Here is a 23,248-nt window from a genome sequence, read left to right as displayed (position 1 = left end):
TCCCACATATCAATATTAGTAAACTTGGTCATTTTTGAATAATAATGTTCAAAAACGAACATTTGATATCGAAAGAGTAAAGCAAGCTTGTTCATTTCGCAAGTTTGCTTTACTAAAAAGGTGAAATTGTTAGGTGATTATCGCTATTTAGCGTTTTCAGGCTGGCATAATGTTAGGACAACATCATGCTCGTTGAGGATTTTTTGAATGGCTTCGGGGGGCTTAACATCAGTAAATAAGGTGTTTACTTGGCTGATGCTGCCAAGCCTCACCATGGCATTACGGCCAAATTTAGCGTTATCTGCCGCCAGAAATACAGTGCGAGAATTGTTAATAATGCTTTGTGCCACTCTAACTTCTTGGTAATCATAATCAAGTAAAGAGCCATCTTGAGGGTCCACGCCACTAATCCCTATGATGCCATAATCAACACGGAATTGATTAATAAAGTCGAGTGTCGCTTCACCAATGACGCCACCATCTCTCGAGCGGACTGTGCCGCCTGCAATGATAACAGTAAAATCATCTTTGCTGCTTAGTATGCTAGCAACATTTAGGTTGTTAGTGATTACTTGCAAACCCGTGTGGTTAAGTAGTGCCTTTGCAACTGTTTCTGTTGTTGTGCCTATGTTAATGAATAATGAGGCATGATCAGGGATCTCTGATGCAATTTTTTGTGCTATGGCTTGCTTGGCATCGAGTTGTAAAATTTGGCGAGTAGCATAGGCAACATTGGTTGTGCTTGAGTCTATGCTGGCACCGCCATGATGGCGTCGAATTTTATCCGCATCGGCAAGGGTATTAATGTCTCTGCGTATGGTTTGAGGGGTGACGTTAAAGTGTGCTGAAAGCTCATCAATAGTTACATAACCACGTTCTTTGACAAAGAGTGTGATTTTTTCATGTCGAGTTTGTTGACCCATTCTGTCAAAGGCTCCTAATTTTATGACTTGCCAATGAAGGCAGTTGTGGTTTTAATATAAAGGATTCAAAGACGAACATTAAATGTTCGAAATATTGTAAACTCTTTCATACTTACTTAATTAAATATGAAACTTGCCCATAGAGACTCACCATGACTAATTATATTCTAGCAATTGATCAGGGAACCACTAGCAGTAGAGCCATAGTGTTCGATGCAAAAGGTAAGCGCATTGGGCAAGCTCAACAGGAGTTTAACCAAATATTTCCGCATGACGGATGGGTTGAACATGATCCTGAAGAGATTTGGCAATCAAGCTTAAATGTTTGCCGAACTGTACTCAAGGATACAGGGTTAACTGCTCAAGATATAGCCGCGATAGGAATTACTAACCAGAGAGAAACGACTGTTCTTTGGGATAAAAATACAGGTAAGCCAGTTTATAATGCGATTGTGTGGCAAGACAGAAGAACGAGCCAATATTGCCAGACTTTAACGGATCAAGGTTGGCAGGATAAAGTTCAAGTTAAGACGGGGCTGTTAATTGACCCTTATTTCTCTGCCACAAAAATCAAGTGGATTTTGGATAATGTTGAAGGCGTTAAAGCGAGAGCTGAAGCTGGTGACATTGTGTTTGGTACGATTGATTCTTTCTTGTTATGGCACCTTACATCAGGCGAATCTCATAAAACTGATGCCACTAATGCTGCAAGGACAATGGCATTCAATATTCATAGCCAAGAGTGGGATGATGAACTCATTGAGGTCATGGGGATTGGTGATGTTAACTTTCCTGAGGTTATGGATTGTAGTGCGGATTTTGGTATCACATCGAGTGACTTGTTTGGTGCGCCTATTCCTATTACTGGTATGGCAGGGGACCAGCAAGCCGCTCTAATTGGTCAGGCTTGTTTTGAAAAAGGTATGGTGAAAAGTACCTATGGGACGGGCTGTTTCATGATTCTAAATACGGGCGATGAAGCGCTTAAATCTGAGCATAAAATGCTAACCACTGTCGGTTATCGCCTTGATGGTAAAGTTACTTATGCCCTTGAAGGTAGTATCTTTATTGCGGGCGCCGCTATCCAATGGTTACGAGATGGCTTGAAACTTTTCAACGATGCTAAAGAAACAAAAACCTTAGCTGAGCAAGCTAGAAACCAAGATTCTGTTTATCTTGTACCTGCTTTTACGGGTTTAGGTGCCCCTTACTGGGATCCTGATGCGCGTGGAGCTATGCTTGGTTTAACCCGTGATACAAGTGTTGCAGACATAGTAAGTGCTGGCTTACGTTCTGTTTGTTATCAAACTAAGGACTTAGTGAATGCCATGGAAAAAGATGGCGCTGTATTCAACTCATTAAGAGTTGATGGTGGCATGGTGGTGAATGATTTGGTTGTACAATTCTTGGCTGACATTCTAGGAGTGAAAGTTGAGCGACCAAAAGTAACAGAAACAACCGCATTGGGTGCTGCATTTTTGGCAGGTTTAAAAGTTGGGGTCTATTCTTCTTTAGAGGAAATTACATCCTTATGGTGGTCAGATAAGGCGTTTGAGAGTGAAATGCCTGAGACTCAACAAAAAGCTCTCTATCACGGATGGCTAGACGCTGTTAATAGGGTGAAAACGAAAGATTAAAAAAATTACGTTTCTATACAGCTTTTCGCTTGTTTCAAAACTGACTTATGGCTAACGTTAGTTCATGGCGGCTCTTTTTCTTAAAGAGCCAAAGTTGCTTTTAATTGGTGAGAGATAAATATGGCGAACAAATTTGAGCCAGTTCAGGCAGATGATTTTATGAAATTCGGCGGCGAGCGCCCAAGTTATTTGTTGATAGAAGATGAACTCATGGCATTGGGTGGACTTGGGGTAACAGGGAATCAGTTTAAGAAAGAAGTACTTAAAGCGGCTGGATGGACTGGTGGCGCTTTAACAACATATGCGCAAAGACCTGCAGTTGCTGCAGCTTCTTTTAATAAGATTAGAGAAATACTCGAAAAAGGTGTTGCTGACGGTGGCGCGTTAAAAGCGTCTTTAGAAGGCTAATCTATAATTACTAGCCTTGAGTAATATCTATTTAAAACCATCATTTTTCAATGATGGTTTTTTTGTGTCTACTTCTCTGCATCGGCAATGGCTTTGATGCCATATTCAGCGTCAAGAATTCTACCAATCGCATTATCGCCAACCAGATGGTGTGCGTATTGCATGTGTAGGCAACGAACTTGGTCCCAGCTTTTGATTCCACCAATTCCCAAATTTTCGAATAAAGGGGTAAAGCCTTTTTCTTCTATGATGGCTTTATGCTCTGCTGTCATTCCTTCCCAGCGTCTTGCAATATAGTCACGGTGTGACTTGTGATGCGCCTCTTTCAGCTCTGGGTCATCCTGTATTCTTTGCTCTAACTCTTTTACGACACCTTGGCTTTCAATTTTAGCCAATGCTTTATCTATGGCTTTACTTGATAGCCAGAATAAAGTTGGGAAAGGTTGATCAAACACCCAGCTTTGCATTTGCAAAGATTGGGGAATACCAGCAGGTGAGTAGTGGGCTATCTTGGCTATACCATTAGGAGTACGGCCAATTTGATCCGTAATTATGGCAATGTCTTTTTCGCTTAGATGGGTCATAGATTATTTATTAGGCTGTAAATGCGGGGAAGGATGCGGCAAATTTTTGAATCCATTCTGCTGCAGCATCATTAAAGTTTAATCTTCGTCCTTGTTGTTTTGCTTGTCGTCGATAGTGCTCAATATGGGAGAGTTGCTCAACCATTCGAACGCAGTAACAATCATCTTTACAAGGGAACTCGATAGCAATACGGAACTCATCTGCTTCTTTATCACACCATACTATGCGCCCAGTGACACAAAAGTTGGGGTCAATTTCAGCGAGTTTTAATTGCACACACTGGCCAGGATTATAAGCTTGAGATGTCAAACAAATAATGCCGGCAAACCCTTTATTCTCCAAATCATTTGCTTGGAAAAATTGGGTCTCCACTTCTTCTATGTGAAGTGGTATGTCTTTAGGATGCGCTACAAATTCCATAAGGACGTGCCAAAAAGTTACTCAGATGTATAGGTTATCGACCAAAATACAAAAGTATTAAAAAAGAATGGGAATTGTACGCTTTTCACGCTATCTGTACAGAGTAAAATCAGCATAATATTCGTTAATGAAGCTATTCTTTTAAAGATTCGATTCTCTTTTTTCGTTTAGCTTAAATAGAAAGAGGCGAATCCAATTTTAATTATTTGTACTTGCTCTTAAATTCTCCTTATTAAATATAATGAAGCAGTAAATATGCCATTTATGGATATAAATTCATAAAAAGTGAAAACACCTAGTTTAATGGCTTAAACGTTTTGCCATCTTCCCTAGCAAGCGCAATGCTCCTTCAATACGGTTATCCCAGTTTATAGCGTAGTTGATTCTGAGATGATGATTGAAGCTGTGGCTTAAGCTAAAGGCTAGCCCTGGAATGGTGCCTATCCCTTGTTCAATAGCGGCTTTGTGTAATGTTAGAGCGTCTATTTCAGGAGGCAAGCTTATCCAAAGCAAAAAGCCCCCTTTAGGGTCTGAGGTGTAGGTGCCTTCGGGAAAGTATTTATTAATACTATGCTGACAACGGCGTAAATTTTCCTCATAGGTGTGCCTTGTTTTCCGTAAATGTCTATCATATGCCCCATTTTCCAGAAAATTGGCAATTGCTCTCTGAGTTAGGGTTGGAATAGCTAAAGACTCTACGTAAGCATGTTGTTCTATTTGCTGTTGATATTTAGCGCCAATAATCCAACCAATGCGAAAGCCTGGAGCAATACTCTTAGAGAATGAGCTGCAATAAATAACCTCAGCTTGAGAGTCTTCTGCTTTTAAGGCCTTGGCTCTAGTTTCACAGTAGCTAAGTTCGCCATAGACATCATCCTCAATTAAGGTGACTTCTTGTTGTTGGCAGAGCTTTATTAAGCGGGTTTTGGCTGATTGAGAAAGCGTTGCGCCGGTCGGATTTTGATTGCTTGGGGTTACAACACAGGCTTTTACTTTCCATTGGGCTAAAACTTGTTCAAGAGCATCTAAATCTATGCCTGACTGTGAATCACAAGGGATTTCAATCGCTTTCAACTTTAACTCATCAACCGCTTGCAGTAGGCCATGATAAGTTGGCGTCTCAATAATAATAGTATCGCCAGGAACTGTAATGGCTCTTAATGCCAATATCATGGCATTTTGGCAACCTAAAGTGATGGTAATGTCATCAGGTTGAACATTACAGCCTGCATCTAACATGCGAATTGCAATTTGTCGTCTTAGATTCAACGAACCTGGAGTGAACTCATAAGCGGCGCAAATTTCTGGCTCTAGTCTCATTAAACGCCCAACAGACTTTTGCAGTTGTCTGATAGGTAAAAACTGAGTGTGTGGGATGGCTGCGCCAAATTGAATGATATCCGGTCTTTGAGAGGCATGGAGTAGTGAACGAATCAGTTCAGGGACGGATTCTTGCGCTTGGCTTGGTTCAAACTGTGGTGTGGACTCTGGAAGAGGAAGATTGTCTTGTACAAAGTAGCCTTTTTGCGGCCTTGCTTTAACCACACCTCTGTCTTCTAACAAACTATAGGCTTGTAAAACAGTTGCTACACTCACGCTCATTTGTTTACTAGACTTACGTACAGAAGGAATTTTAGTGCCAGGTAAAAACACCCCTTCTTGTATTTGTAGTTCTACTTGATCTGCGATTTTCTCGTAGAGAGGTTGTTCCATAATAAGTCTAAAAAGAGCTGCAAGGATAAGGATGTCAAATTTAACAGAATGGGGCCAGTAAGCAAAATAATTCGAATTAATACTGACCAAGAGGTTAGTTTGTAATATTAAAAGTGTTAACCTAGTTTTGTAATTGTTTTAAATAAAAATCAGTGTTTAAAAGCGACCTTACTTTACATTTTGTAACCATGTAAGGACTTTGTAAGGTAATTGGTTGATTAATTTCACATTATTTGTGATAAGTCATGTATAGAAAATATAGTGTTAGCCTTTATTAAAACCATAAAAGCGTGATGCACATCAAATGTTTTGTAATAAATTGGGGTGAGATAATGTCTTTATCTGTGATACAGAGAATTCTTTTAGGTTTTGCTATCTTGTTGGTGCTATTAGTTGTGGTTGCTGCAACAGGGTTCACCGGCATAAAGAAAGTTGAGCAAGGGCTAAATACTGTTACTGGCGAAGTGGCGAGTGTTGTCGCTTCAAGTAACAAGATTAATGAGACTTTGTTAACTTCGAATGCGACTTTATTGCAGCATCTTATTACTTATCCAGATGATGAGTTAACAAGTTTAGAAGCGGCCTTGCAGCAACAGGAAGCCGACTTTTTAAACTTAGCGAGCTCTTTAGAAGGCTTGATTCAAAATTACCCTGTCATGACTGAATCCCTAGTTGAAATTAAGCGTGAGACAGAAGTTTTTTATCAAATATCAAAACAAGCAACGACAAATCATCGACTAGAAATTGCAAATCGTGATCAAGTATTTGAGCAAAAATTTGATTTAAAAGACTCTATTTTATTCGCGGTTGAAGATTTAGCGATTTTAGAAGAGTCTGGTTATAAAACCGATGTTAAATTTGCTGCTTCTTATATTTTAGGGCAAATAGAAAGTATTCAGTACACTGTAAACGATTACTTTGATCAAACTGAATTAGGAACATTAGACGATCTAATCAAATCAATGAATTCAAACCTTCAAGGAGCGAAAGATAAACTTGCTAATCTAGAAGATGAAAACATTGAAATTCTGATCCAAGAAATTGAAGACCATGTTTTGGCAGAGCAAGGTGTTATTAAGGCTTATTATAATTACCTTGTGTTTCAGGAAAAAGGCATCCAGCTAGCAAATCAGTTGTCTAGCACAATGAACTCGATTAATACCTCAACCACAGCTTTGTTAAATGAAGCTTCTCAAGTACGCCAAGGTGCGTTAAATCAAGCAAAGTCCGCTGTTAATTTATCTGTCAGCAGTGCCGTGTTAGTGATTATTGTGTCTGCAATTATCGCTATCTTAGTCGCTACTTGGGTCAGTCGTAGTATTAGAAAACCACTATCTATTGTAATGGATGTTTTGGGTAAAATTGCTGAAGGTGATTTCACTTTACGTGCTGAAATTAAATCTAAAGATGAATTTGGAGAGTTATCCCGTTGGGTTAACGACCTTGCGAGTAAGCTGGAATCTGTGATTCGCGAAATACGTCAAGCGTCAGTACAGGTTGCTGGGTCTGCGCAATCTGGTGTGGTAACGGCTGAGGAATCAAAAGAGTTGATGAGTTCTCAAAATGATATGACAACCTCAGTCGCATCGGCTATGACAGAAATGGCAGCAACAGTGCATCAAGTTGCGAATAGTGCTGAGACGACTTTAGAGCAAGTGCAGACGGTTGATGTAAAAGCTTCAGAAAACCGCTCACAAATGGATGTGAATATCGAAACGATTCAAACCTTGGCTGATGAAATTGAAAGCTCTTCTAAGGTGGTTAACGAGTTAAATGTTTACTCACAAGATATAGGTAAAATTTTAGAAGTTATTCAAGATATTGCAGAGCAAACTAATTTATTGGCGCTAAATGCGGCCATTGAGGCTGCAAGGGCAGGCGAGCAAGGTCGTGGTTTTGCTGTGGTTGCAGATGAAGTAAGAACCTTGGCAACTAGAACGCACAGCTCAACTGAAGAAATTCAGAAGGTGATTAGTCGTCTACAACAAGGGGTAAAAGAAACTGTTTCTAGCATGACTCAAAGCCAAAACAGTGCTCAACAAAGTGTCGATAAAGCGAAGGAAGTAGGCCAATCCTTACAAGAGATGCAAGAGTTTGTTACTGGCATTCGAGATCTAAGTACGCAAATAGCGACAGCGGCTGAGCAGCAGTCTGCAGTAGCGCAAGAAATTAGTGTGAGTGTGCATGACATCGCAAAAATGTCTGATGAAGCTTCTAGCGCCGCGGACTCGACGGCTCAGAACAGTGAAGGTTTATCAAAACTTGCTGAGCAGCAAAATACTTTATTAAGCCAATTCAAAGTATCTTAACAAGAGATAACTTGGTATGTTTGTTGATAAATATCATATTTTATCTAAGTAAAGGAGTTTGAATTAAGTGTCTATTCAAGTAGGAGATACCCTGCCAGCAGCCCAGTTTCAAGTAATGGGTGAAGATGGTCCAAAAACTATCCAAGTGGCTGAGTTTTTTAGTAATAAAAAAGTTGTGATGTTTGCGCTTCCTGGTGCTTTTACGCCAACTTGCAGTGCTAGCCATGTACCTGGTTTTGTTGTGAACTTTGATGCATTAAAAGAAAAGGGTGTTGATGACGTCGTTTGTCTTTCTGTTAATGACGTCTTTGTTATGCATGCATGGGGAGAAGCCCAAAATGCAGAGAATCTAGTTATGGCTGCAGATGGTATGGCTGAGTTTACCTTGGCTATGGGTCTTGAGCTGGATTTATCATCCGCTAAGTTTGGTATGCGTAGTAGCCGTTATGCCATGTTAGTGGATAATGGTGTTGTAACTCAGTTATGGAAAGAAGAAGCGGGTGAGTTTAAAGTGAGCTCAGCTGAATATGTGCTGAGTCAGCTATAAGTGAGTGATCGCTGCTAATAAATCTGCTTTTAATAAAAAACCTCAAACTTGAATAAGTTTGAGGTTTTTTTATGTTCACTACAGACTGAAATTAAATTGCGTCTTCGCCTGTTTCACCTGTACGGATACGAATAATTTGCTCAAGTGAGGTAACAAAGATTTTACCATCACCAATTTTTCCTGTGTTGGCGCTTTGTTGTATTACTTCGATGGCACGATCAGTTTGATCATCTTCTACTGCAAGTTCAAGTTTCACTTTAGGTAAAAAATCAACTACGTATTCGGCACCACGATAAAGTTCTGTATGTCCACGCTGGCGACCAAACCCTTTTACCTCTGTCACTGTAATGCCATTGATACCAATTTCAGACAGTGCTTCACGCACCTCATCTAGCTTAAATGGTTTAACAATCGCGGTAACGAGTTTCATAAATGTTCTCCATAGGCCAAAAATAAATCAATTAGATAAAAATACCATTCTCTACTCTTTGCGGCTAGTTAGGTCGATCAAGTAACGAGAAATAAAGAGGGATAATCTATAGAAGTGAGCAGAAAGAGGGTTTTTGAGAGGAATGCACTAGACTGAGGCAGTCCAGTGCATATCAAGGTATTTATAAAGGTTATGATTTTAGATCGTTTAGTTGGTCTAATTGATCTGATTGTGTTTGATGGTATTTAGCGCCTAATTCGTGCACCGCATCGATTAAATATTTTGGCTGTTCAGGGTCAACAAACTGATGGATACCATGCCCTAGGTTAAACACATGGCCTGTACCATGACCGAAGCCTGCTAATACTTCGCCAACTTGATCGCGAATAACCTCTTTGTCGGCATATAGAACACAAGGATCAATGTTTCCTTGTAGCGCAACTTTGTCGCCAACGCGTGCTCTTGCTTCAGCCATATCGGTTGTCCAGTCAAGACCTAGCGCATCAGTACCACTTGCCGCCATGTTTTCTAACCATTGGCCACCATTTTTGGTAAACATGATAACAGGGATTTTTTTACCTTCATGTTCGCGAATCAGACCATCAATAATCTGTTTCATATACATTAAAGAGAACTCTTGGTATTTAGGGCCACTTAAAACACCACCCCAAGTATCGAAAATTTGGACTGCTTGAGCACCTGCTTTAATTTGACCATTTAGGTAGTCAGTAACTGAGATAGCCAGTTTACGCAGTAACTCATGAAGAATTTCTGGAGACTTGTACATCATGCCCTTTATGTGGCGGAAATCTTTACTTGAACCACCTTCCACCATGTAGGTAGCAAGCGTCCATGGACTACCAGAAAAGCCAATTAATGGAACACGCCCACCTAATGCATTACGAATAGTGGTTACCGCTTTCATGACATAATCTAGGTCGTTGACGCTAGCAATAGGTAGTGCTTCAACATCAGCTTCGGTGCGAATGACTTTTTTGAATTTAGGACCTTCGCCTGTTTCAAAATAAAGCCCTTGGCCCATTGCATCAGGAATCGTCAAGATGTCAGAAAATAGAATAGCGGCATCAAGCTCGTATCTATCAAGAGGTTGTAAGGTTACTTCGCAGGCAAATTCGTCATTCTTACAGAGACTCAAAAAATCACCCGCATGAGCTCGACTAGCACGATATTCAGGAAGATAACGTCCAGCTTGGCGCATCATCCATACCGGTGTGGTATCGACAGGCTGCTTTAAAAGGGCGCGAATAAAACGATCATTTTTGAGTTCAGGGAACATTCAGTGACTCCGATGTAAAAATTTTAAGCATTTTACCTAACTTGACGATAAAAGCGGAATCTATAAATGATTTTTATGGCTTTAAATTGAAAAAGGCCTGTGTTGAGTCAGTATTTTGACGTTAAATTCGATCACAATAGGTTTTCAAGTGACAGAAATCACTTAATGAGGCTATTTGAACTCGTCTTTACACTTGTTAGAAAATGAAATTTTACTTCTCTGTTAGCTCGGCTACAGTGTTGGATATATTTTCAGCACCTTGTTTGATTTGATCTATGATCACAAATGCGTTGTTAATTAGCTCGTTACTTTCAATCGCTTGTTCGCGTACTTTTTCCATGCTGGTTTTAGTATCACGGGTTAATAAAGTGTTTTGTTTGACCATTTCTTCTATTTCTATGGTTGAGCTACTGGTTCGTGAGGCTAATTGCCTGACTTCATCTGCCACCACTGCAAACCCTCTGCCGTGTTCGCCTGCTCGCGCTGCCTCTATTGCAGCATTAAGTGCTAATAAGTTAGTTTGCCCAGCGATGCTTCCTATTGTGTTCACAATTTTCGATATTTCATCTGATTGTATGTTTAGCTTTTCTATTAGGTTGGAAGCTTTATCCATTTCATTTGAAATATCTGAAGAAATATCAACGGATTTCTGTAATACCTGAGCGCCTTTTTCTGACACATTGCTTGTTTCAATCGAGGTTTCATATGCCATTTTAGAGACCTTTTGGCTGGAATCTCGTTTGTTTATTTGCTCTGTAATATCAGAAGCAAATTTAATGACTTTATAAACTTTTCCATACTCATCATAGACAGGGTTGTAGGTAGCTTCTAACCATATACTTTCACCTTGACTGTTTTTTCGTTCGAATTGTCCAGATTTAAATTGGCCTTGTTGAAGCTCTTGCCAAAACGACGGATTGTCTTGGTAAAAATTATCAAAGCAAAACATCTTATGATGCTGGCCTAGTATTTCATTTGCTTGATAACCTATGCAGGTTAAAAAATTTTCGTTGGCGTTTAATATGTCTCCATTGGGCGAAAACTCAATGACTGCCATGGAAAGGTTTAGGGCATTTAAAATGGCCGATTGGCAGTCTAGGCGTTCTTTTGCCTGAGTAATGTCGCTAGCTAGTTTCACTACCTTGATGACTTTTCCATCTTCAATAACGGGTAAATAGGTAGCTTCAAGCCAGAGTGTTTCTTGATCTTTATTGATTCGCTTGAAAACACCTTTATGGCTGATTCCTTGGCTGAGCTCACGCCAAAAATTAGCGTATTCTGTGGTGCTGGCATACTTATCTTCGCAAAACATCTTATGGTGTTGGCCAATAATGTCTTCTTTCATGTATTTGGATGCATTTAGGAAATGTTCGTTAGCTTCTAGAATGATGCCTTGAGGGGAGAACTCAATAACCGCTATGTTTTGCTTTATTGCGGTTAGGTAATTTTGGCTTTCTTGGGCTAGTTCTGCTGTTTTTTGCTGAGTGTCTTGATGTTTGTTGCGGTTAAACATATTAGGCCTCGGGAAACTATACAATCATTCTGTTATAAGCCTAAATCTAATTTTGTGTTTAACCGTTAGCTTCTTGTGTTGATAACGTATTTTTTTGTAGAAAAACTGAGCCGTTTTTAATATGCCCAGTTTTTTAATCCCCTAAATAGCGTTTCAAGCTGTGTTGATTTACTCTGTAAGTGGCTTCAGCAATTTCGTTATTTTGATTTAGTTCCGCTAAAGCGCTGTCTAATGCTTGAGCGACTTGTTGCTGTGACATGCCCGCTTTCAACCTAGGAGAATAAAGTATCTTGAGTAAAATATAATCTAGAGGGCTGAGGTAAGAGTCGATGCTATTGTCATTGAATATAGAAGGGTAGACCTTATCTGAATCATTCGGCAGACCAAGTAATTGGGTGATTTCTTCAATAATACAATCTAAAAAACGTGAGTTTTCTCTGGCGTAATCGACAGGAATTATAATGACCCCTTTAAAAATCTCACCTCTCTTATTGTTTTTAAAGGTGCCAATGCAAATCGCTTCTTTTAGTGCGACTTCATAATGCTTAGGGTTGCCTATGTATTGAGCAACCTTATCCCTTATTTGCTTGTGTTGGGTGAAAATGATGGTGATATTTGCTTGGCTTTGGGGCACATTTAGCTGAAATGGATGATTCGTGATACTGGCAAGATGCTTGATGTGAGTAGATAGCAGAATGTTCTGTAAATTCGCATCGCCTGAATCACTGGCTATGTGTACCTTGATAGGTTTCTTCCAGCGAACAAGGCGGCTCTCTTTATTTTTTTCGTATTCTCTGCCTAAAGCAATGTCTATGAAGCTTGCTTTTATGTAATCGGCATCTTGCCATCTGCTTTGTCCATATGAGATCTGGCTGAAGCCTAGGCTAATCAGGATCAGAAGGCTGTAAGATAAGGCGATTTTCAACATAATGGTGTAATGCATCTAAGGTGTCTGGAGTAAAGTTTAAGCATTTTTTATTCATTAATATATCTTCAATGCTTATCTCTTTTATAGCAGCAACTTCATCTGCTTGCATTGTGATTTTACCATCCTGCTCTGGGTCATAAATGCAGCTAAACACTTTTCCCCAGATGCGATAGCTTTCTCCTTCGGTAAAAAATAAACCGTGATTAGTTAGTGTTAAATCTAAGCCTAACTCTTCTTTTAGCTCTCGTTGAGCTGATAGGTGATAACTTTCGCCATGGGCAACAACCCCACCTGTCGCAATACCATAATAGCCGGGACAAAATTGTTTGTTTAAAGTGCGTTTTTGTATGATGAGCTCTTTCTTTTTATTGAATACTAAAATGTAAGTCGCTCTGTGGTAATCAATACCAAAGCGCATTTCTTTCCTTGCTACGCTGCCAATTAAATTATTGTCTTTATCAATTAAACTGATTATTTCTTCGCTCATAACAGGCTCTTTTGTGTTTGGCATCATGGTATCTTATGGCGAAATTATAAGGATAAAATGCCTGTAAAAGTAGTCTTTTAGCAAGTTAGGCTTTTGTGTGAATGATTAATACAAAGTTTCCAAATTGCGACAACAAATTTCGTGTAAGCTTGGCAAATGATGGCTTTTAACTTTTCGGCTTGAAGTCTAGATTTACTACCATATCTTGTTATCAATAACTCACTAATTAAATAGTAAACACCCGTTCCAGAGGATGAATTCTTGATTAAGCAACATGACCTATTAGCCTTTAGTTTAGCCAACCCTACACATGCAGAAAAAAAAGTTGGAGAGTATGGATTTGCCAAAGTTTCCTTACTGGAAACTGGTATCGTCACTATCGAACCAAAGCAAGAGGCACAGATTAGCTTAGTATTGAGTGCAGGCATTCATGGCAATGAAACCGCACCGATGGAAATGGTTAATGATATTTTAAAAGATATTTTAGATGAAAAGCTTGCTTGCTCAGTGCGTTTACTGGTTATTTTCGGAAACTTACCTGCTGCAAATATTGGAAAAAGGTTTACTCAAGTAAATATGAATCGCCTCTTTTCTGGTGCTTGGCAAAAAGAAGAGGGCTTTGAAGCTCAAAGAGCTGGCTTGATTGAGAAAACAATTGCAGACTTTTTTAATGAAGGGCCAGATAGTGTTCAAAGAATTCATTATGACCTTCATACCGCGATAAGGGGATCAAAGTACCCTAAATTTGTGGTTTACCCTTATTTGCATGGGCGTTCTTACAGTGCTGAGCAGATTGGCTTTTTGGAAGCTTCTGGTATTGAAGCTGTTTTATTGTCTCACCAAAGTACGACAACCTTGTCTTACTTCTCATCTGAGCAGCATAATGCTAGTGCTTTTACTGTTGAATTAGGCCAAGTAGCTCCTTTTGGAGAGAATGACCACTCGAAGTTAACAGCTATTAGACATACTTTGAGGCACTTGATTAAAGATGAAGAGTTAACCTCTAGTGACCAAGGTTCAATGAAGATTTTTCAGGTGATTGATGGCTTGAATAAGGATGCAGAAGACTATCAGCTGAATATTGCGACAGATTTTGAAAATTTCACGTCATTTGATGCTGGTTTTAAATTAACTCAGTCTCAACTCTCTGAATATTTAGTGAAGCAAGATGGAGATGCCTTAGTTTTTCCGAACACTAAAATCCCTGTCGGTCAAAGAGCTGGACTTATGGTTAGAGAGGTGGCGCTGTCATCTCTTGAACTTAATTAAAGTTACATTGTTTGCTTGATCGCCTTCCCCCTAGAAGTCATATAACTAGGGGGAATCCTACCTACACCCCTTCCTTAAACAGTGCTTTTAGCTTTCTTTCTTCAATTGTGTTCACTTATATATCAATGTTAATATGTCTGTTATGTTATAACGTTTTTTGAGAGTTTAAATGAAGTCTATTTTAGGTTTTTTGTTGGTGGGTTTGTTCGCGATAAATGGTCAGTTGCAAGCGGAGACGATACCGAGTGTCGCAACCAGCATAAAGCCAGTTTCTATGATAGTAAAAGCCATTGCTGGTGATAAAGTTGCTATAGAACAAATTGTCTCTAACAGTGCTTCTCCTCATGATTTTGCCTTGCGTCCATCAGATTTAAGAAAAGTAATTAATGCAGATTTGGTTGTTTGGGTCGGAGAGTCTCTTGAGCCATTTTTGGAAAAACCATTACACAATAGCCAACATGCTGATACGGCTATCGAGTGGATGTCTTTAGTAGAAGCGGCTGGTGATCATCACGAATCTGATAAGCCTAAAGCCGTGAAAAGCTTTGAAAGTCATGGGCATGGACATGGGCACCATCATGATGGTCTAGATCCACATGTGTGGTTGGATATAGAAAATGCTCACATTCTTGCTGAGGCTGTCGCAGAAAAGCTGTCTCTTATGCTTCCTAAACAAGCTTCCTTCTTTACGCAAAATTTAGAATCTTTTGAAAGTGCATTAGCGAAAGCCGATGCCGAAAATAAGCAGTCACTGTTGCCGCTAAAAGATCTAAACTATGTCGTTTTTCATGATGCTTATGGTTATTTTGAAGCGCATTATGATATTGCTCACATTGCAAATATTAGTTTAAGCCCAGAGCGTAAACCTGGTGCCAAAAAGGTAGTTTCGATCAGAAGCTTGATGAAAGATGAAAGTGTTGCCTGTATTTTTAGTGAGGTTCAATTTAATCCTGCTATCGTAAATGCACTAGTGGAAGGGACAAGTGTCAAAGCGATTGAACTGGACCCATTAGGAGCGAGTCTAGCCCTAAATGAAACGGCCTATATTGCTTTTATTAAGCAACTTGGCAGTCAGTTTTCAAAGTGCCAAGCTTAAGCTTATCTTTTCAATAAAGCCGTCGCTTAATACTCCTTGTGACTGCTTTGATTATAAAAAAGTGAGTACCTAACTCACTTTTTTATTGTCTAACTTAACCTTCCCTAAAAAAGACCAGCACCTTCAACTATTACCTCAACCAGTCATACCTTTTGCTACATAGATAAGATAGCTTTGTTCAAAGCTGACTTTCTTATTTAAGTCAGTCTTAGCAAATAGTCTTGAAGATAAAAAAGCAGAAAGAATGCTTGTTTCTAGTGGCTTTTTTAGATGGCCTTTAGTTCACCGCATGCTCAATAAGATTTCTATCTTGAACTCGCTTTTTGGGTATAATGCTAGTCATTCTAATTTGTAGAGATCAGACATGGCTGACGTAACAGAAATTATGCCTTCTTCAACACAAGTCCTTAATAAAACAGATGATGAGTTACTCAAAAGTGCTCAACATACCTTGAATACTCAGGCAAACGCCTTGTCTAAGCTAGCTGATTCTGTAACAAATGAATTTGTTAACGCAATTAAATTGATTATGAAAACCCAAGGCCGAACCATTATTTGTGGTATGGGAAAATCAGGCTTAATTGGCGCTAAAATTGCGGCTACCTTAGCTTCTACGGGAACACCAAGCTTTTTTCTTCACCCTGGGGAAGCCTTTCATGGCGACTTAGGTATGATTGAGCCTCAAGATACCTTGATTCTCATTAGTTATTCAGGGGAAACAGAAGAACTTATTCGATTACTGCCTTCTCTAAAAAGCTTTGGTAATCCTTGTATTGCCATGGTCGGGAATTTGCAGTCTACCTTAGCTAAGCATTGTGACTGTGTTTTAGATATTTCTGTTGATAGAGAAACATGCCCAAATAATTTAGCACCTACAACGTCGACAACAATGACAACAGCGATGGGCGATGCTTTAGCGGTGGCTTTGATGGAGTGTCGAAACTTTCAGCCACAAGATTTTGCTCGCTTTCACCCAGGTGGCAGCTTAGGTCGTAAGCTCTTAACTCGTGTTAAAGATCTCATGCATAAGGATAATTTACCTGAATGCACTCCAAGCGCCTTGTTGAAAGATGCAATTGGCATTATGACCACTGGACGAATGGGAATGGTATTAGTGAAAGAGGGCAAGGACTTGCTTGGGATTTTCACTGATGGCGATTTACGTCGTGCCATGTTAACAGATGCTGTTGGTATGCTGGATAAAACCATTTCTCAAGTGATGACAGCAAGCCCTAAAACGATACACCAAGATACTTTAATTGCGACGGCAGAAGAGCAAATGTTGCAAGGTAAAATTACCCTGCTGATTGCCGTTGATGATGATAATAATGTAGTTGGCTTACTAGAAATTTACGACCGCTAACTAACTGACTTTTAATGGAAAATAAGATGACAGTAAAAAGTAAAATAATTGAAATTAATAAAGACGTACAAGTTGCTAATCACTTACCTTTTGTACTTTTTAGCGGCGTAAACGTACTTGAATCCCGTGATCTTGCAATGAAGGTTGCAGAAGAACATGTGAAAGTTTGCCAAACTTTGGATATCCCTTATGTATTTAAAGGGTCATTCGATAAAGCTAATCGCTCTTCAATTAATTCGTTTCGTGGGCCTGGCATGGAAGAGGGTTTGCGTATTCTTGAAGACGTAAAGACAAGTTTTAATGTTCCTGTAATCACGGATGTTCATGAAGTTGAGCAATGTGCGCCTGTTGCTGAGGTGGCTGACGTTATTCAATTACCTGCGTTTTTATCAAGACAAACAGATCTTGTGGTCGCTATGGCTAAAACGGATGCTGTTATTAATATTAAAAAGGCGCAGTTTTTAGCACCTCATGAAATGCAGCACATTCTAACTAAATGTGAAGAAGCCGGTAATGACAAGCTGATGTTATGTGAGCGCGGCACCATGATGGGATATAACAACCTTGTGGTCGATATGCTTGGTTTTGGTTTGATGAAAAAGTTTGATTACCCTGTCATGTTCGATGTTACCCATGCTTTACAGCGTCCTGGTGGTCGTTCTGATTCTGCCGATGGTCGTCGTGCTCAAGTTGCTGAGCTGGCAAGGTCGGGCATGGCACTAGGTTTATCTAGTCTATTCTTGGAAACTCACCCAGATCCAAATCAGGCTAAATGTGATGGCCCATGTGCATTACCGCTAGATAAATTAGAGCCATTCTTAAAACAGTTGAAGCAAATTGATGAATTAGTAAAAGGTTTTGATGAGCTGGATACGAGTGCGTCATGATAGATAATGATTTCTTGTCCTCTTACCAAGAAAATGGTGTGCAGTTTCCTGAAAATGTTTTGAAGAAGCTGCAAGACTTAGAGTTAGTTGTCTTTGATGTGGATGGCGTGCTCACTGATGGTGGCCTTTTGTATGGTGAGCAGGGCGAGACGTTAAAGCGCTTTAACGTGAAAGATGGTGTTGCTTTGAAGCTCTTACCTAAATGGGGGGTTGAGGTGGCTATTATCACGGCAAAAGACTCAGCGCCTTTACGTAAGCGTATGACTGACTTATCTGTTAAGCACTTTTACCCAGGATGTCATAATAAGAAAGAAGCATTCTTAGACTTGTTAAAGCGACTTAATATCACTGCTGGTAAAGCCGCCTATATTGGTGATGATGTGATCGATCTACAAGTCATGCCACTTGTTTCTTTAGCTTTGTGCCCAAATGATGCTCATGTCTTAGTGAAACGCCATTGTGATATGACTTTGCATTGTAAGGCTGGTGAAGGCGTCGCTCGTGAAGTATGTGATTTACTTTTGTCATCACGAATGCCATTAGAAAATGCTTATGAAATCGCCCAAAAACCAGCGTTTGAGAGTAAATCAAACTAGCCTTTAGACGTTAATCCTTGTTTAACTACTGAATCATTTTATATCTGAGCCTACTTCAATTATGTCTAACATACTGCCAGAATTTCATATTGTTATCCCTGCCCGTTATGCTTCTCAGCGTTTCCCTAAAAAGTTACTTGCACCCTTGGCAGGTAAACCTGTTTTGCAGTGGGTTTATGAGCTAGCACTTAAAGCCGGTGCGAGTACTGTCGTTATTGCAACAGACCATGAAGATATTTATCGCGCAGTATCTGACTTTGGTGCCAATGTCGTGATGACAAGGGATGATCATGAAAATGGTACAGAGCGTCTTGCTGAAGTTGCTCAAATAATGGGATGGCATGATGATGAAATCATCGTCAATGTACAAGGCGATGAACCTTTATTGCCTGTTGCCATTATACATGATGCGGTGATTGCACTGGCGAATGATGCCTTAGCTGATATGGCTACCATGGCCTGTCGTATTCAGCATAAAGATGACTTTTTTAATGCCAATGTGGTGAAGCTCGTGGTTGATGAAAAAGATCATGCTTTGTATTTTAGCCGAGCGCCTATCCCGTGGGATAGAGATGGCTTTAATCAGGTTCAAGAATTAAATGAGGCTATGCCTGCTTATCGGCATATAGGGATGTATGTATATAGAGCAAGATTATTGTCTGCATATTGTAAAATGCCTATGTCTCCTCTGGAAAAATGGGAGAAACTAGAGCAATTAAGATTATTGCATCAGGGCGTTAAAATTAAAGTTGCTTATGCCGAGGGGATGCCGCCCCATGGTGTAGATACAAAAGAGGATTTAGCTAAGTTAAATCGCTTAATAGAAAACCAAGCTTAATCTAGGCATAGGGATATCGTAGATGAAGGTTAAAATTTTTCTCTTTATCTGGTTTGTTTTAGTCTTTTTGGTTGCGGGTGTTGTGCTTGCTCCTTTGCACTTTTGGCGATCAAGTCTAAATCAAGTTTTAACAGAAGAGGGTGTCCGTCTTGAGCAGTTTGAAGGTCGGTTCTGGCAAGGAAAGGCTAAGTTAAGGATAAATCAGCTTAGAGGGGATATGCTAATTCAATGGAAATTGAATGGCGTTTTTGAACCAATTGACTTTCAGGTACTACATAAGGAAATAAAGGCTTGGGGGAGCTTTCAACCTGAAATGGATGAAGCGTCTCTTTGGTTAGATGGTTTAAGCTTATCTAGTGAACTTTTGAACTCATTTTTAGAGCCTTATAAAGCAAAAGTGTCTGGCGGTAACATAGTGCTGGAAAAATTGTACGGAAAATGGCCCTATGTAGAGTCTACACCGAGTAAGTTAAGAGGTAATGGTTACTGGGAAGGTGGGGACCTAGAGTTTGTCGTCTCTAGGCAAAGAGATTCAGTTTCTCTAGATAAAGTACTGTTTGAATTGATTAATATTAATTCAATAAACCAACTGAAAGTAACCTCTTTAAAAGGTGTTCCTCTTATAAATGCTGGTGTGAGTCCGCAAGGTGATGCGGAATTATCTGTCATGCCTGCTGTATTTGAGCTAATCAACCAGCCATGGACTGGTGATATGGATGCGCCTGTTTTTGTTATGACAGATAAGGTTTTTTGATATATTAGTAATAACAGTTAGTGTGTAACATATTGATTAAGGTAAGTTTCTAGATAAATTCTTACTTATAAAAATTTAATTTAGTAGATAAATTAAGTTTTACCAAATTGATTTAACAATAATAAGTAGATGAGATAAGTCATGCTAAAAAGAAGTCATCAACAAGAATCTACTTCACCTAAGAGGTGTTGGTGATGGCTGTGGGCGTCTTACGTATTGAGGCTTGGCTTCGCTATTTAGCTTTATTTAGCTTTGTTAGTCTTTCTGCTTATTCTGCTGCGCAAATTTTTTGGTCTTTTACACCTATGCCTGAACCAGAGCTGGCAGCTATAGATTTTCGTGCTGCGCAAAATAATAAAGCTCAAGTGAACATGGCTTCATCCTCTTTGTTTGGCTACCTTGCCGAAGTTGAAGAAAAAGCAGTCGAACCGACTAAAAAAACTAAATTAAAACTGACTCTAAAAGGGGTTATGCCAGCGTTAGAGATGAAAGACTCTATGGCTATTATCAGCTCCAGAAGTAAAAAAGATGAAGTTTATCGCATTGATACGCAAATCATTCGAGGTGTTCTTCTTAAAGAAGTATACAGCGATCACGTTATTCTGGAGCGTGCTGGTAAGTCTGAATCATTATATTTCGATGAAGATAAATTGCTTACTCTAATAGAGAGTGCAGATAACCAAGCCTTAGCTCAACAAAAAACAGTACCTGCGAATACAAGAAAGTCAGTCGAAAGTGATGTGGGTACGCTTTCACCCGCAGAAATTCTAGATACCTATGAAGCTTTGTTTGAAGAAGACCCTAATGCGCTTTTAGCATCGACAGGGTTACGCTCGAATGGTACATCTTATGAGGTACTTGCATCTAGTTCTCTCATTGCTATGGGTCTAAAAGCGGGAGATAAAATCGTCGCTGTAAATGGGCAAAGTGTGGGTAATATCGAGAGTGATGCTGGATTAGGTGAATTAGTTCGAAAACAAAGCGTCGCTAATTTTCAAATCCAACGGGGAAGTCGGACCTTTTCTGTGTCATATCCGATTAAATAACAATATAAAGGATGGTAGATGTATTCTGTTGTAACGCAAAAACTGCTTAAGTTAGTTGTATCTCTTTGTTTATTTATTCCTTTGATGGCAATCGGGAAAACTTGGCAAGTTAATTTGCAGCAGGCGGATATTGGGATTTTTATTCGACAAGTCGCTGAAATGACAGATAGAAGCTTTATTGTTGATCCTAGAGTAAAGGGTAAAGTGACAGTTATTTCGAATGCGAGTTTGGATGAAGATGCTGTATTTCGTTTATTCCTATCCGTACTGACCGTCCATGGTTATGCTGTTTTAGAATCACCTGAAGGTTTTAAAATATTGCCGCAAAATATTGCTAAGCAAGGTGGATTGAACTTTGATCCATCAGGCGGTGCGCCAGGTGAGTTAATGGTTACCCGTGTATTAGCGATCAAAAATGCGGTTGCTTCAGAACTTGTTCCTATTTTACGTCCACTGATTCCTCAATATGGCCATCTTGCGGCTGTTCCAACAATGAATGCTCTGATTATTAGTGATCATGCAGATAATATCCGCAGTCTAGAAGACTTAGTTGAGCGTCTTGATAGCACCAACGAAGGTGAAATGACAGTGGTAGCGTTAAAACATGCATGGGCAGGAGATGTTATTACTCTGTTGCAGCAATTGACGACAACCACAACGGGCAAAGGGGCAAGATCCAGTGATGTTACCACCATAGTTGCTGATGAAAGAACAAATCGTCTTATCTTAAAAGGTAAACCAGGTGAGCTTAATCAAATAAAAGATTTGATTATAAAATTGGATATTCCTGCTGAAAAATCAAGTCGACTTCAATATATCCCGCTGCAATACGCTGATGCGACGAAAGTTGCTGATTTGTTAAAAGGTGTTGTCGGTGATATCGAGAAAAAAGAAGGCTCGGCGCCAGTTTTAACAACAAATATCCAAGCTGATACTGACCTAAATGCGCTATTAATTAATGCCGAGCCAGGTGTGATGACAGAAATCTATTCTGTATTACAGCGTATTGATGTACCAAGAGCACAGGTTCTAATTGAGGCTGTTATTGTTGAAATTACTGTGACAGATACAGAAGAGCTGGGTGTGCAGTGGTTAATAGGTGGTAATGACGGTTTGAACTCTGGTACAAACTTTACCACTGCAGGTACTTCCGTTAGCTCGATTGTGACATCGGTAGGTTCGAACGGTACTAACTCTTTAGCGACGGGTGGTACTGCTATTTTAGGTGATACTAATCTAGGCGCTATTATTCAAGCGCTTCAAAGTAAAAGTAACTCCAACCTTTTATCAACGCCAAAAATACTCACCTTAGATAACCAAGAAGCACGTATTCTAGTGGGTGAGACTAGACCCTTCCAAACAGGGGAGTACTCTGAGAGCAGTAGTAGTACCTTTGTGACGACTTCCCGAGAAGATGTGGGCCTGACCCTTAAAGTGACACCGCATATTAACTCGGGTAACGAAGTGAAAATGGAAGTGTTTCAAACAGTTGAATCTGCCTCAGATGAAGCAAGTTCTCTAGGGACTATTACAACAGTACGTGAAGTAGAAACTGTGGTGATTGCTGGAGATAGGCAAACTATAGTGCTTGGTGGTCTGATTCAAGACAATATTACTGAGTCAAAACAGAAGGTGCCTTTCCTTGGTGATATTCCTTTTGTAGGGGCCTTGTTTAGAAGTAGTTCATTCACCATTGATAAGAAAAATCTTCTTGTTTTTATTCGTCCTACCATTATTCGTGGTAAAGCTAATGCTGACAGTGTAACTAATACTCAATACCAAGGCTTTAGGGCGGTTGAGCTTCAAATGAGTGCACCAAGAGAGGGTGGCCTTGAAGGTTTGTTTGAACCTGAACTATCTGATGAATAGCGTATCTGGATAAAGGGTATCTGATTGCTAGGGAGGAAGCTGCGATTAAGTTACCTCTTCTTAGTCTGCTCTTTTAAAGTATACGAGAAAAAGTGTTACTTTTTCTGAAATGCCGCTTAGGTATTCTTCAAAGACCCGAAGGGCGCGGCCTAAAAGCACTGTCTTTACGTCTAGAGCCTTATTAATGGGATGACTATTAATAAGGCTCTGCCATAAATCTAGGCGCTTTTATCCACACGCTGAGGTGGGAGGACTTATTCGCAGGTTCCCTAGTACTTAAATCCACTTTGATGATAATGTTGGGACTTTCAAAGTCGGTTTACTTATAAAGAG

The 23,248-nt window shown here is 39.7% G+C and carries 22 protein-coding genes; 13 read left to right on the top strand and 9 right to left on the bottom strand.

Annotation, left to right across the window (positions count from 1 at the left end; genetic code table 11):
• Nucleotides 1-143: 143 nt before the first annotated feature.
• Complete coding sequence (locus tag TW85_RS13670) at nucleotides 144-923, bottom strand: DeoR/GlpR family transcriptional regulator (RefSeq protein WP_046017687.1); 780 nt, start codon at nucleotides 921-923, stop codon at nucleotides 144-146.
• 152 nt (nucleotides 924-1,075) lie between these two features.
• Here TW85_RS13670 and glpK point away from each other — a divergent pair, with 152 nt between their 5' ends.
• Nucleotides 1,076-2,560 (top strand): glycerol kinase GlpK, encoded by a 1,485-nt coding sequence (gene glpK, locus TW85_RS13665; protein WP_046017686.1) that lies wholly within the window; start codon nucleotides 1,076-1,078, stop codon nucleotides 2,558-2,560.
• A gap of 120 nt (nucleotides 2,561-2,680) precedes the next feature.
• On the top strand, nucleotides 2,681-2,968 hold the full coding sequence (locus TW85_RS13660; RefSeq protein ID WP_046017685.1) for a hypothetical protein: 288 nt from the start codon (nucleotides 2,681-2,683) through the stop codon (nucleotides 2,966-2,968).
• A gap of 68 nt (nucleotides 2,969-3,036) precedes the next feature.
• On the opposite strand, the gene TW85_RS13655 is transcribed toward TW85_RS13660, so the two are convergent.
• The 3 genes from TW85_RS13655 to TW85_RS13645 form a co-directional block, all read right to left on the bottom strand.
• Nucleotides 3,037-3,552 (bottom strand): DUF501 domain-containing protein, encoded by a 516-nt coding sequence (locus TW85_RS13655; RefSeq protein WP_046017684.1) that lies wholly within the window; start codon nucleotides 3,550-3,552, stop codon nucleotides 3,037-3,039.
• 10 nt (nucleotides 3,553-3,562) lie between these two features.
• Nucleotides 3,563-3,973, bottom strand: coding sequence for a PilZ domain-containing protein (locus TW85_RS13650; protein WP_046017683.1), 411 nt, complete (start codon nucleotides 3,971-3,973; stop codon nucleotides 3,563-3,565).
• Nucleotides 3,974-4,273: 300 nt separating this feature from the next.
• Entirely contained in the window at nucleotides 4,274-5,686 is a 1,413-nt protein-coding gene (locus TW85_RS13645) for a PLP-dependent aminotransferase family protein (protein WP_046017682.1), read from the bottom strand.
• Between the two features lie 332 nt (nucleotides 5,687-6,018).
• Between TW85_RS13645 and TW85_RS13640 the strand changes: the two genes are divergently transcribed.
• Together TW85_RS13640 and TW85_RS13635 are read left to right on the top strand one after the other, a co-directional pair.
• Nucleotides 6,019-7,995: a methyl-accepting chemotaxis protein gene (locus tag TW85_RS13640; RefSeq protein ID WP_046017681.1), complete on the top strand. Its 1,977-nt coding sequence runs from the start codon at nucleotides 6,019-6,021 to the stop codon at nucleotides 7,993-7,995.
• A 67-nt stretch (nucleotides 7,996-8,062) separates the two neighbouring features.
• Nucleotides 8,063-8,542: a peroxiredoxin gene (locus tag TW85_RS13635; protein ID WP_046017680.1), complete on the top strand. Its 480-nt coding sequence runs from the start codon at nucleotides 8,063-8,065 to the stop codon at nucleotides 8,540-8,542.
• Nucleotides 8,543-8,633: 91 nt separating this feature from the next.
• On the opposite strand, the gene glnK is transcribed toward TW85_RS13635, so the two are convergent.
• The 5 genes from glnK to TW85_RS13610 form a co-directional block, all read right to left on the bottom strand.
• Nucleotides 8,634-8,972, bottom strand: a complete 339-nt coding sequence (gene glnK, locus TW85_RS13630; protein ID WP_009832852.1) for a P-II family nitrogen regulator — start codon at nucleotides 8,970-8,972, stop codon at nucleotides 8,634-8,636.
• Between the two features lie 190 nt (nucleotides 8,973-9,162).
• Nucleotides 9,163-10,269 (bottom strand): uroporphyrinogen decarboxylase, encoded by a 1,107-nt coding sequence (gene hemE, locus TW85_RS13625; RefSeq protein ID WP_046017679.1) that lies wholly within the window; start codon nucleotides 10,267-10,269, stop codon nucleotides 9,163-9,165.
• A gap of 211 nt (nucleotides 10,270-10,480) precedes the next feature.
• On the bottom strand, nucleotides 10,481-11,782 hold the full coding sequence (locus tag TW85_RS26590) for a PAS domain-containing methyl-accepting chemotaxis protein (RefSeq protein ID WP_046017678.1): 1,302 nt from the start codon (nucleotides 11,780-11,782) through the stop codon (nucleotides 10,481-10,483).
• Nucleotides 11,783-11,915: 133 nt separating this feature from the next.
• Nucleotides 11,916-12,725, bottom strand: coding sequence for a DUF2927 domain-containing protein (locus tag TW85_RS13615; RefSeq protein WP_238326215.1), 810 nt, complete (start codon nucleotides 12,723-12,725; stop codon nucleotides 11,916-11,918).
• Complete coding sequence (locus TW85_RS13610) at nucleotides 12,667-13,197, bottom strand: NUDIX hydrolase (RefSeq protein ID WP_063336885.1); 531 nt, start codon at nucleotides 13,195-13,197, stop codon at nucleotides 12,667-12,669. The genes TW85_RS13615 and TW85_RS13610 overlap by 59 nt, the downstream gene beginning before the upstream one ends.
• Nucleotides 13,198-13,458: 261 nt before the next feature.
• Between TW85_RS13610 and astE the strand changes: the two genes are divergently transcribed.
• The 9 genes from astE to gspD all read left to right on the top strand — a co-directional run bounded on the left by astE (nucleotide 13,459) and on the right by gspD (nucleotide 22,915).
• On the top strand, nucleotides 13,459-14,466 hold the full coding sequence (astE, locus tag TW85_RS13605) for a succinylglutamate desuccinylase (protein ID WP_046017675.1): 1,008 nt from the start codon (nucleotides 13,459-13,461) through the stop codon (nucleotides 14,464-14,466).
• 169 nt (nucleotides 14,467-14,635) lie between these two features.
• Complete coding sequence (locus TW85_RS13600; RefSeq protein WP_046017674.1) at nucleotides 14,636-15,562, top strand: zinc ABC transporter substrate-binding protein; 927 nt, start codon at nucleotides 14,636-14,638, stop codon at nucleotides 15,560-15,562.
• A gap of 364 nt (nucleotides 15,563-15,926) precedes the next feature.
• Nucleotides 15,927-16,925: a KpsF/GutQ family sugar-phosphate isomerase gene (locus TW85_RS13595; RefSeq protein WP_084616312.1), complete on the top strand. Its 999-nt coding sequence runs from the start codon at nucleotides 15,927-15,929 to the stop codon at nucleotides 16,923-16,925.
• A 26-nt stretch (nucleotides 16,926-16,951) separates the two neighbouring features.
• The gene (gene kdsA / locus TW85_RS13590) at nucleotides 16,952-17,812 is read left to right on the top strand and encodes a 3-deoxy-8-phosphooctulonate synthase (protein WP_046017673.1); all 861 of its coding nucleotides are present in this window, start codon (nucleotides 16,952-16,954) and stop codon (nucleotides 17,810-17,812) included.
• On the top strand, nucleotides 17,809-18,408 hold the full coding sequence (locus tag TW85_RS13585) for an HAD-IIIA family hydrolase (RefSeq protein WP_046017672.1): 600 nt from the start codon (nucleotides 17,809-17,811) through the stop codon (nucleotides 18,406-18,408). Before kdsA ends, TW85_RS13585 begins: the two co-directional genes overlap by 4 nt.
• A gap of 61 nt (nucleotides 18,409-18,469) precedes the next feature.
• Entirely contained in the window at nucleotides 18,470-19,246 is a 777-nt protein-coding gene (gene kdsB / locus TW85_RS13580) for a 3-deoxy-manno-octulosonate cytidylyltransferase (RefSeq protein ID WP_046017671.1), read from the top strand.
• 22 nt (nucleotides 19,247-19,268) lie between these two features.
• Entirely contained in the window at nucleotides 19,269-20,000 is a 732-nt protein-coding gene (locus TW85_RS13575; RefSeq protein WP_046017670.1) for a hypothetical protein, read from the top strand.
• Nucleotides 20,001-20,194: 194 nt separating this feature from the next.
• Nucleotides 20,195-21,046: a type II secretion system protein N gene (locus tag TW85_RS13570; protein WP_046017669.1), complete on the top strand. Its 852-nt coding sequence runs from the start codon at nucleotides 20,195-20,197 to the stop codon at nucleotides 21,044-21,046.
• An 18-nt stretch (nucleotides 21,047-21,064) separates the two neighbouring features.
• On the top strand, nucleotides 21,065-22,915 hold the full coding sequence (gene gspD / locus TW85_RS13565) for a type II secretion system secretin GspD (protein ID WP_046017668.1): 1,851 nt from the start codon (nucleotides 21,065-21,067) through the stop codon (nucleotides 22,913-22,915).
• Nucleotides 22,916-23,248 lie beyond the last annotated feature (333 nt).

The sequence above is a fragment of the Marinomonas sp. S3726 genome, assembly GCF_000967665.1.
Taxonomy (GTDB): Bacteria; Pseudomonadota; Gammaproteobacteria; order Pseudomonadales; family Marinomonadaceae; genus Marinomonas.
The sequence above is the reverse complement of the archived record's forward strand: the minus strand, read 5'-3'. Positions and strand labels throughout refer to the sequence as shown.

Bases quoted from the DNA above. Each gene is read 5' to 3' on its own strand.
- hemE (WP_046017679.1), bottom strand. From the start codon at position 10,269: ATGTTCCCTGAACTCAAAAATGATCGTTTTATTCGCGCCCTTTTAAAG.
- TW85_RS13600 (WP_046017674.1), top strand. From the start codon at position 14,636: ATGAAGTCTATTTTAGGTTTTTTGTTGGTGGGTTTGTTCGCGATAAAT.
- glnK (WP_009832852.1), bottom strand. From the start codon at position 8,972: ATGAAACTCGTTACCGCGATTGTTAAACCATTTAAGCTAGATGAGGTG.
- TW85_RS13650 (WP_046017683.1), bottom strand. From the start codon at position 3,973: ATGGAATTTGTAGCGCATCCTAAAGACATACCACTTCACATAGAAGAA.
- kdsB (WP_046017671.1), top strand. From the start codon at position 18,470: ATGTCTAACATACTGCCAGAATTTCATATTGTTATCCCTGCCCGTTAT.
- TW85_RS13670 (WP_046017687.1), bottom strand. From the start codon at position 923: ATGGGTCAACAAACTCGACATGAAAAAATCACACTCTTTGTCAAAGAA.
- gspD (WP_046017668.1), top strand. From the start codon at position 21,065: ATGTATTCTGTTGTAACGCAAAAACTGCTTAAGTTAGTTGTATCTCTT.
- TW85_RS13660 (WP_046017685.1), top strand. From the start codon at position 2,681: ATGGCGAACAAATTTGAGCCAGTTCAGGCAGATGATTTTATGAAATTC.
- TW85_RS13585 (WP_046017672.1), top strand. From the start codon at position 17,809: ATGATAGATAATGATTTCTTGTCCTCTTACCAAGAAAATGGTGTGCAG.
- TW85_RS13610 (WP_063336885.1), bottom strand. From the start codon at position 13,197: ATGAGCGAAGAAATAATCAGTTTAATTGATAAAGACAATAATTTAATT.
- TW85_RS13615 (WP_238326215.1), bottom strand. From the start codon at position 12,725: ATGCATTACACCATTATGTTGAAAATCGCCTTATCTTACAGCCTTCTG.
- TW85_RS13655 (WP_046017684.1), bottom strand. From the start codon at position 3,552: ATGACCCATCTAAGCGAAAAAGACATTGCCATAATTACGGATCAAATT.
- kdsA (WP_046017673.1), top strand. From the start codon at position 16,952: ATGACAGTAAAAAGTAAAATAATTGAAATTAATAAAGACGTACAAGTT.
- TW85_RS13640 (WP_046017681.1), top strand. From the start codon at position 6,019: ATGTCTTTATCTGTGATACAGAGAATTCTTTTAGGTTTTGCTATCTTG.
- TW85_RS13570 (WP_046017669.1), top strand. From the start codon at position 20,195: ATGGCTGTGGGCGTCTTACGTATTGAGGCTTGGCTTCGCTATTTAGCT.
- glpK (WP_046017686.1), top strand. From the start codon at position 1,076: ATGACTAATTATATTCTAGCAATTGATCAGGGAACCACTAGCAGTAGA.
- TW85_RS13645 (WP_046017682.1), bottom strand. From the start codon at position 5,686: ATGGAACAACCTCTCTACGAGAAAATCGCAGATCAAGTAGAACTACAA.
- TW85_RS13595 (WP_084616312.1), top strand. From the start codon at position 15,927: ATGGCTGACGTAACAGAAATTATGCCTTCTTCAACACAAGTCCTTAAT.
- TW85_RS13575 (WP_046017670.1), top strand. From the start codon at position 19,269: ATGAAGGTTAAAATTTTTCTCTTTATCTGGTTTGTTTTAGTCTTTTTG.
- TW85_RS26590 (WP_046017678.1), bottom strand. From the start codon at position 11,782: ATGTTTAACCGCAACAAACATCAAGACACTCAGCAAAAAACAGCAGAA.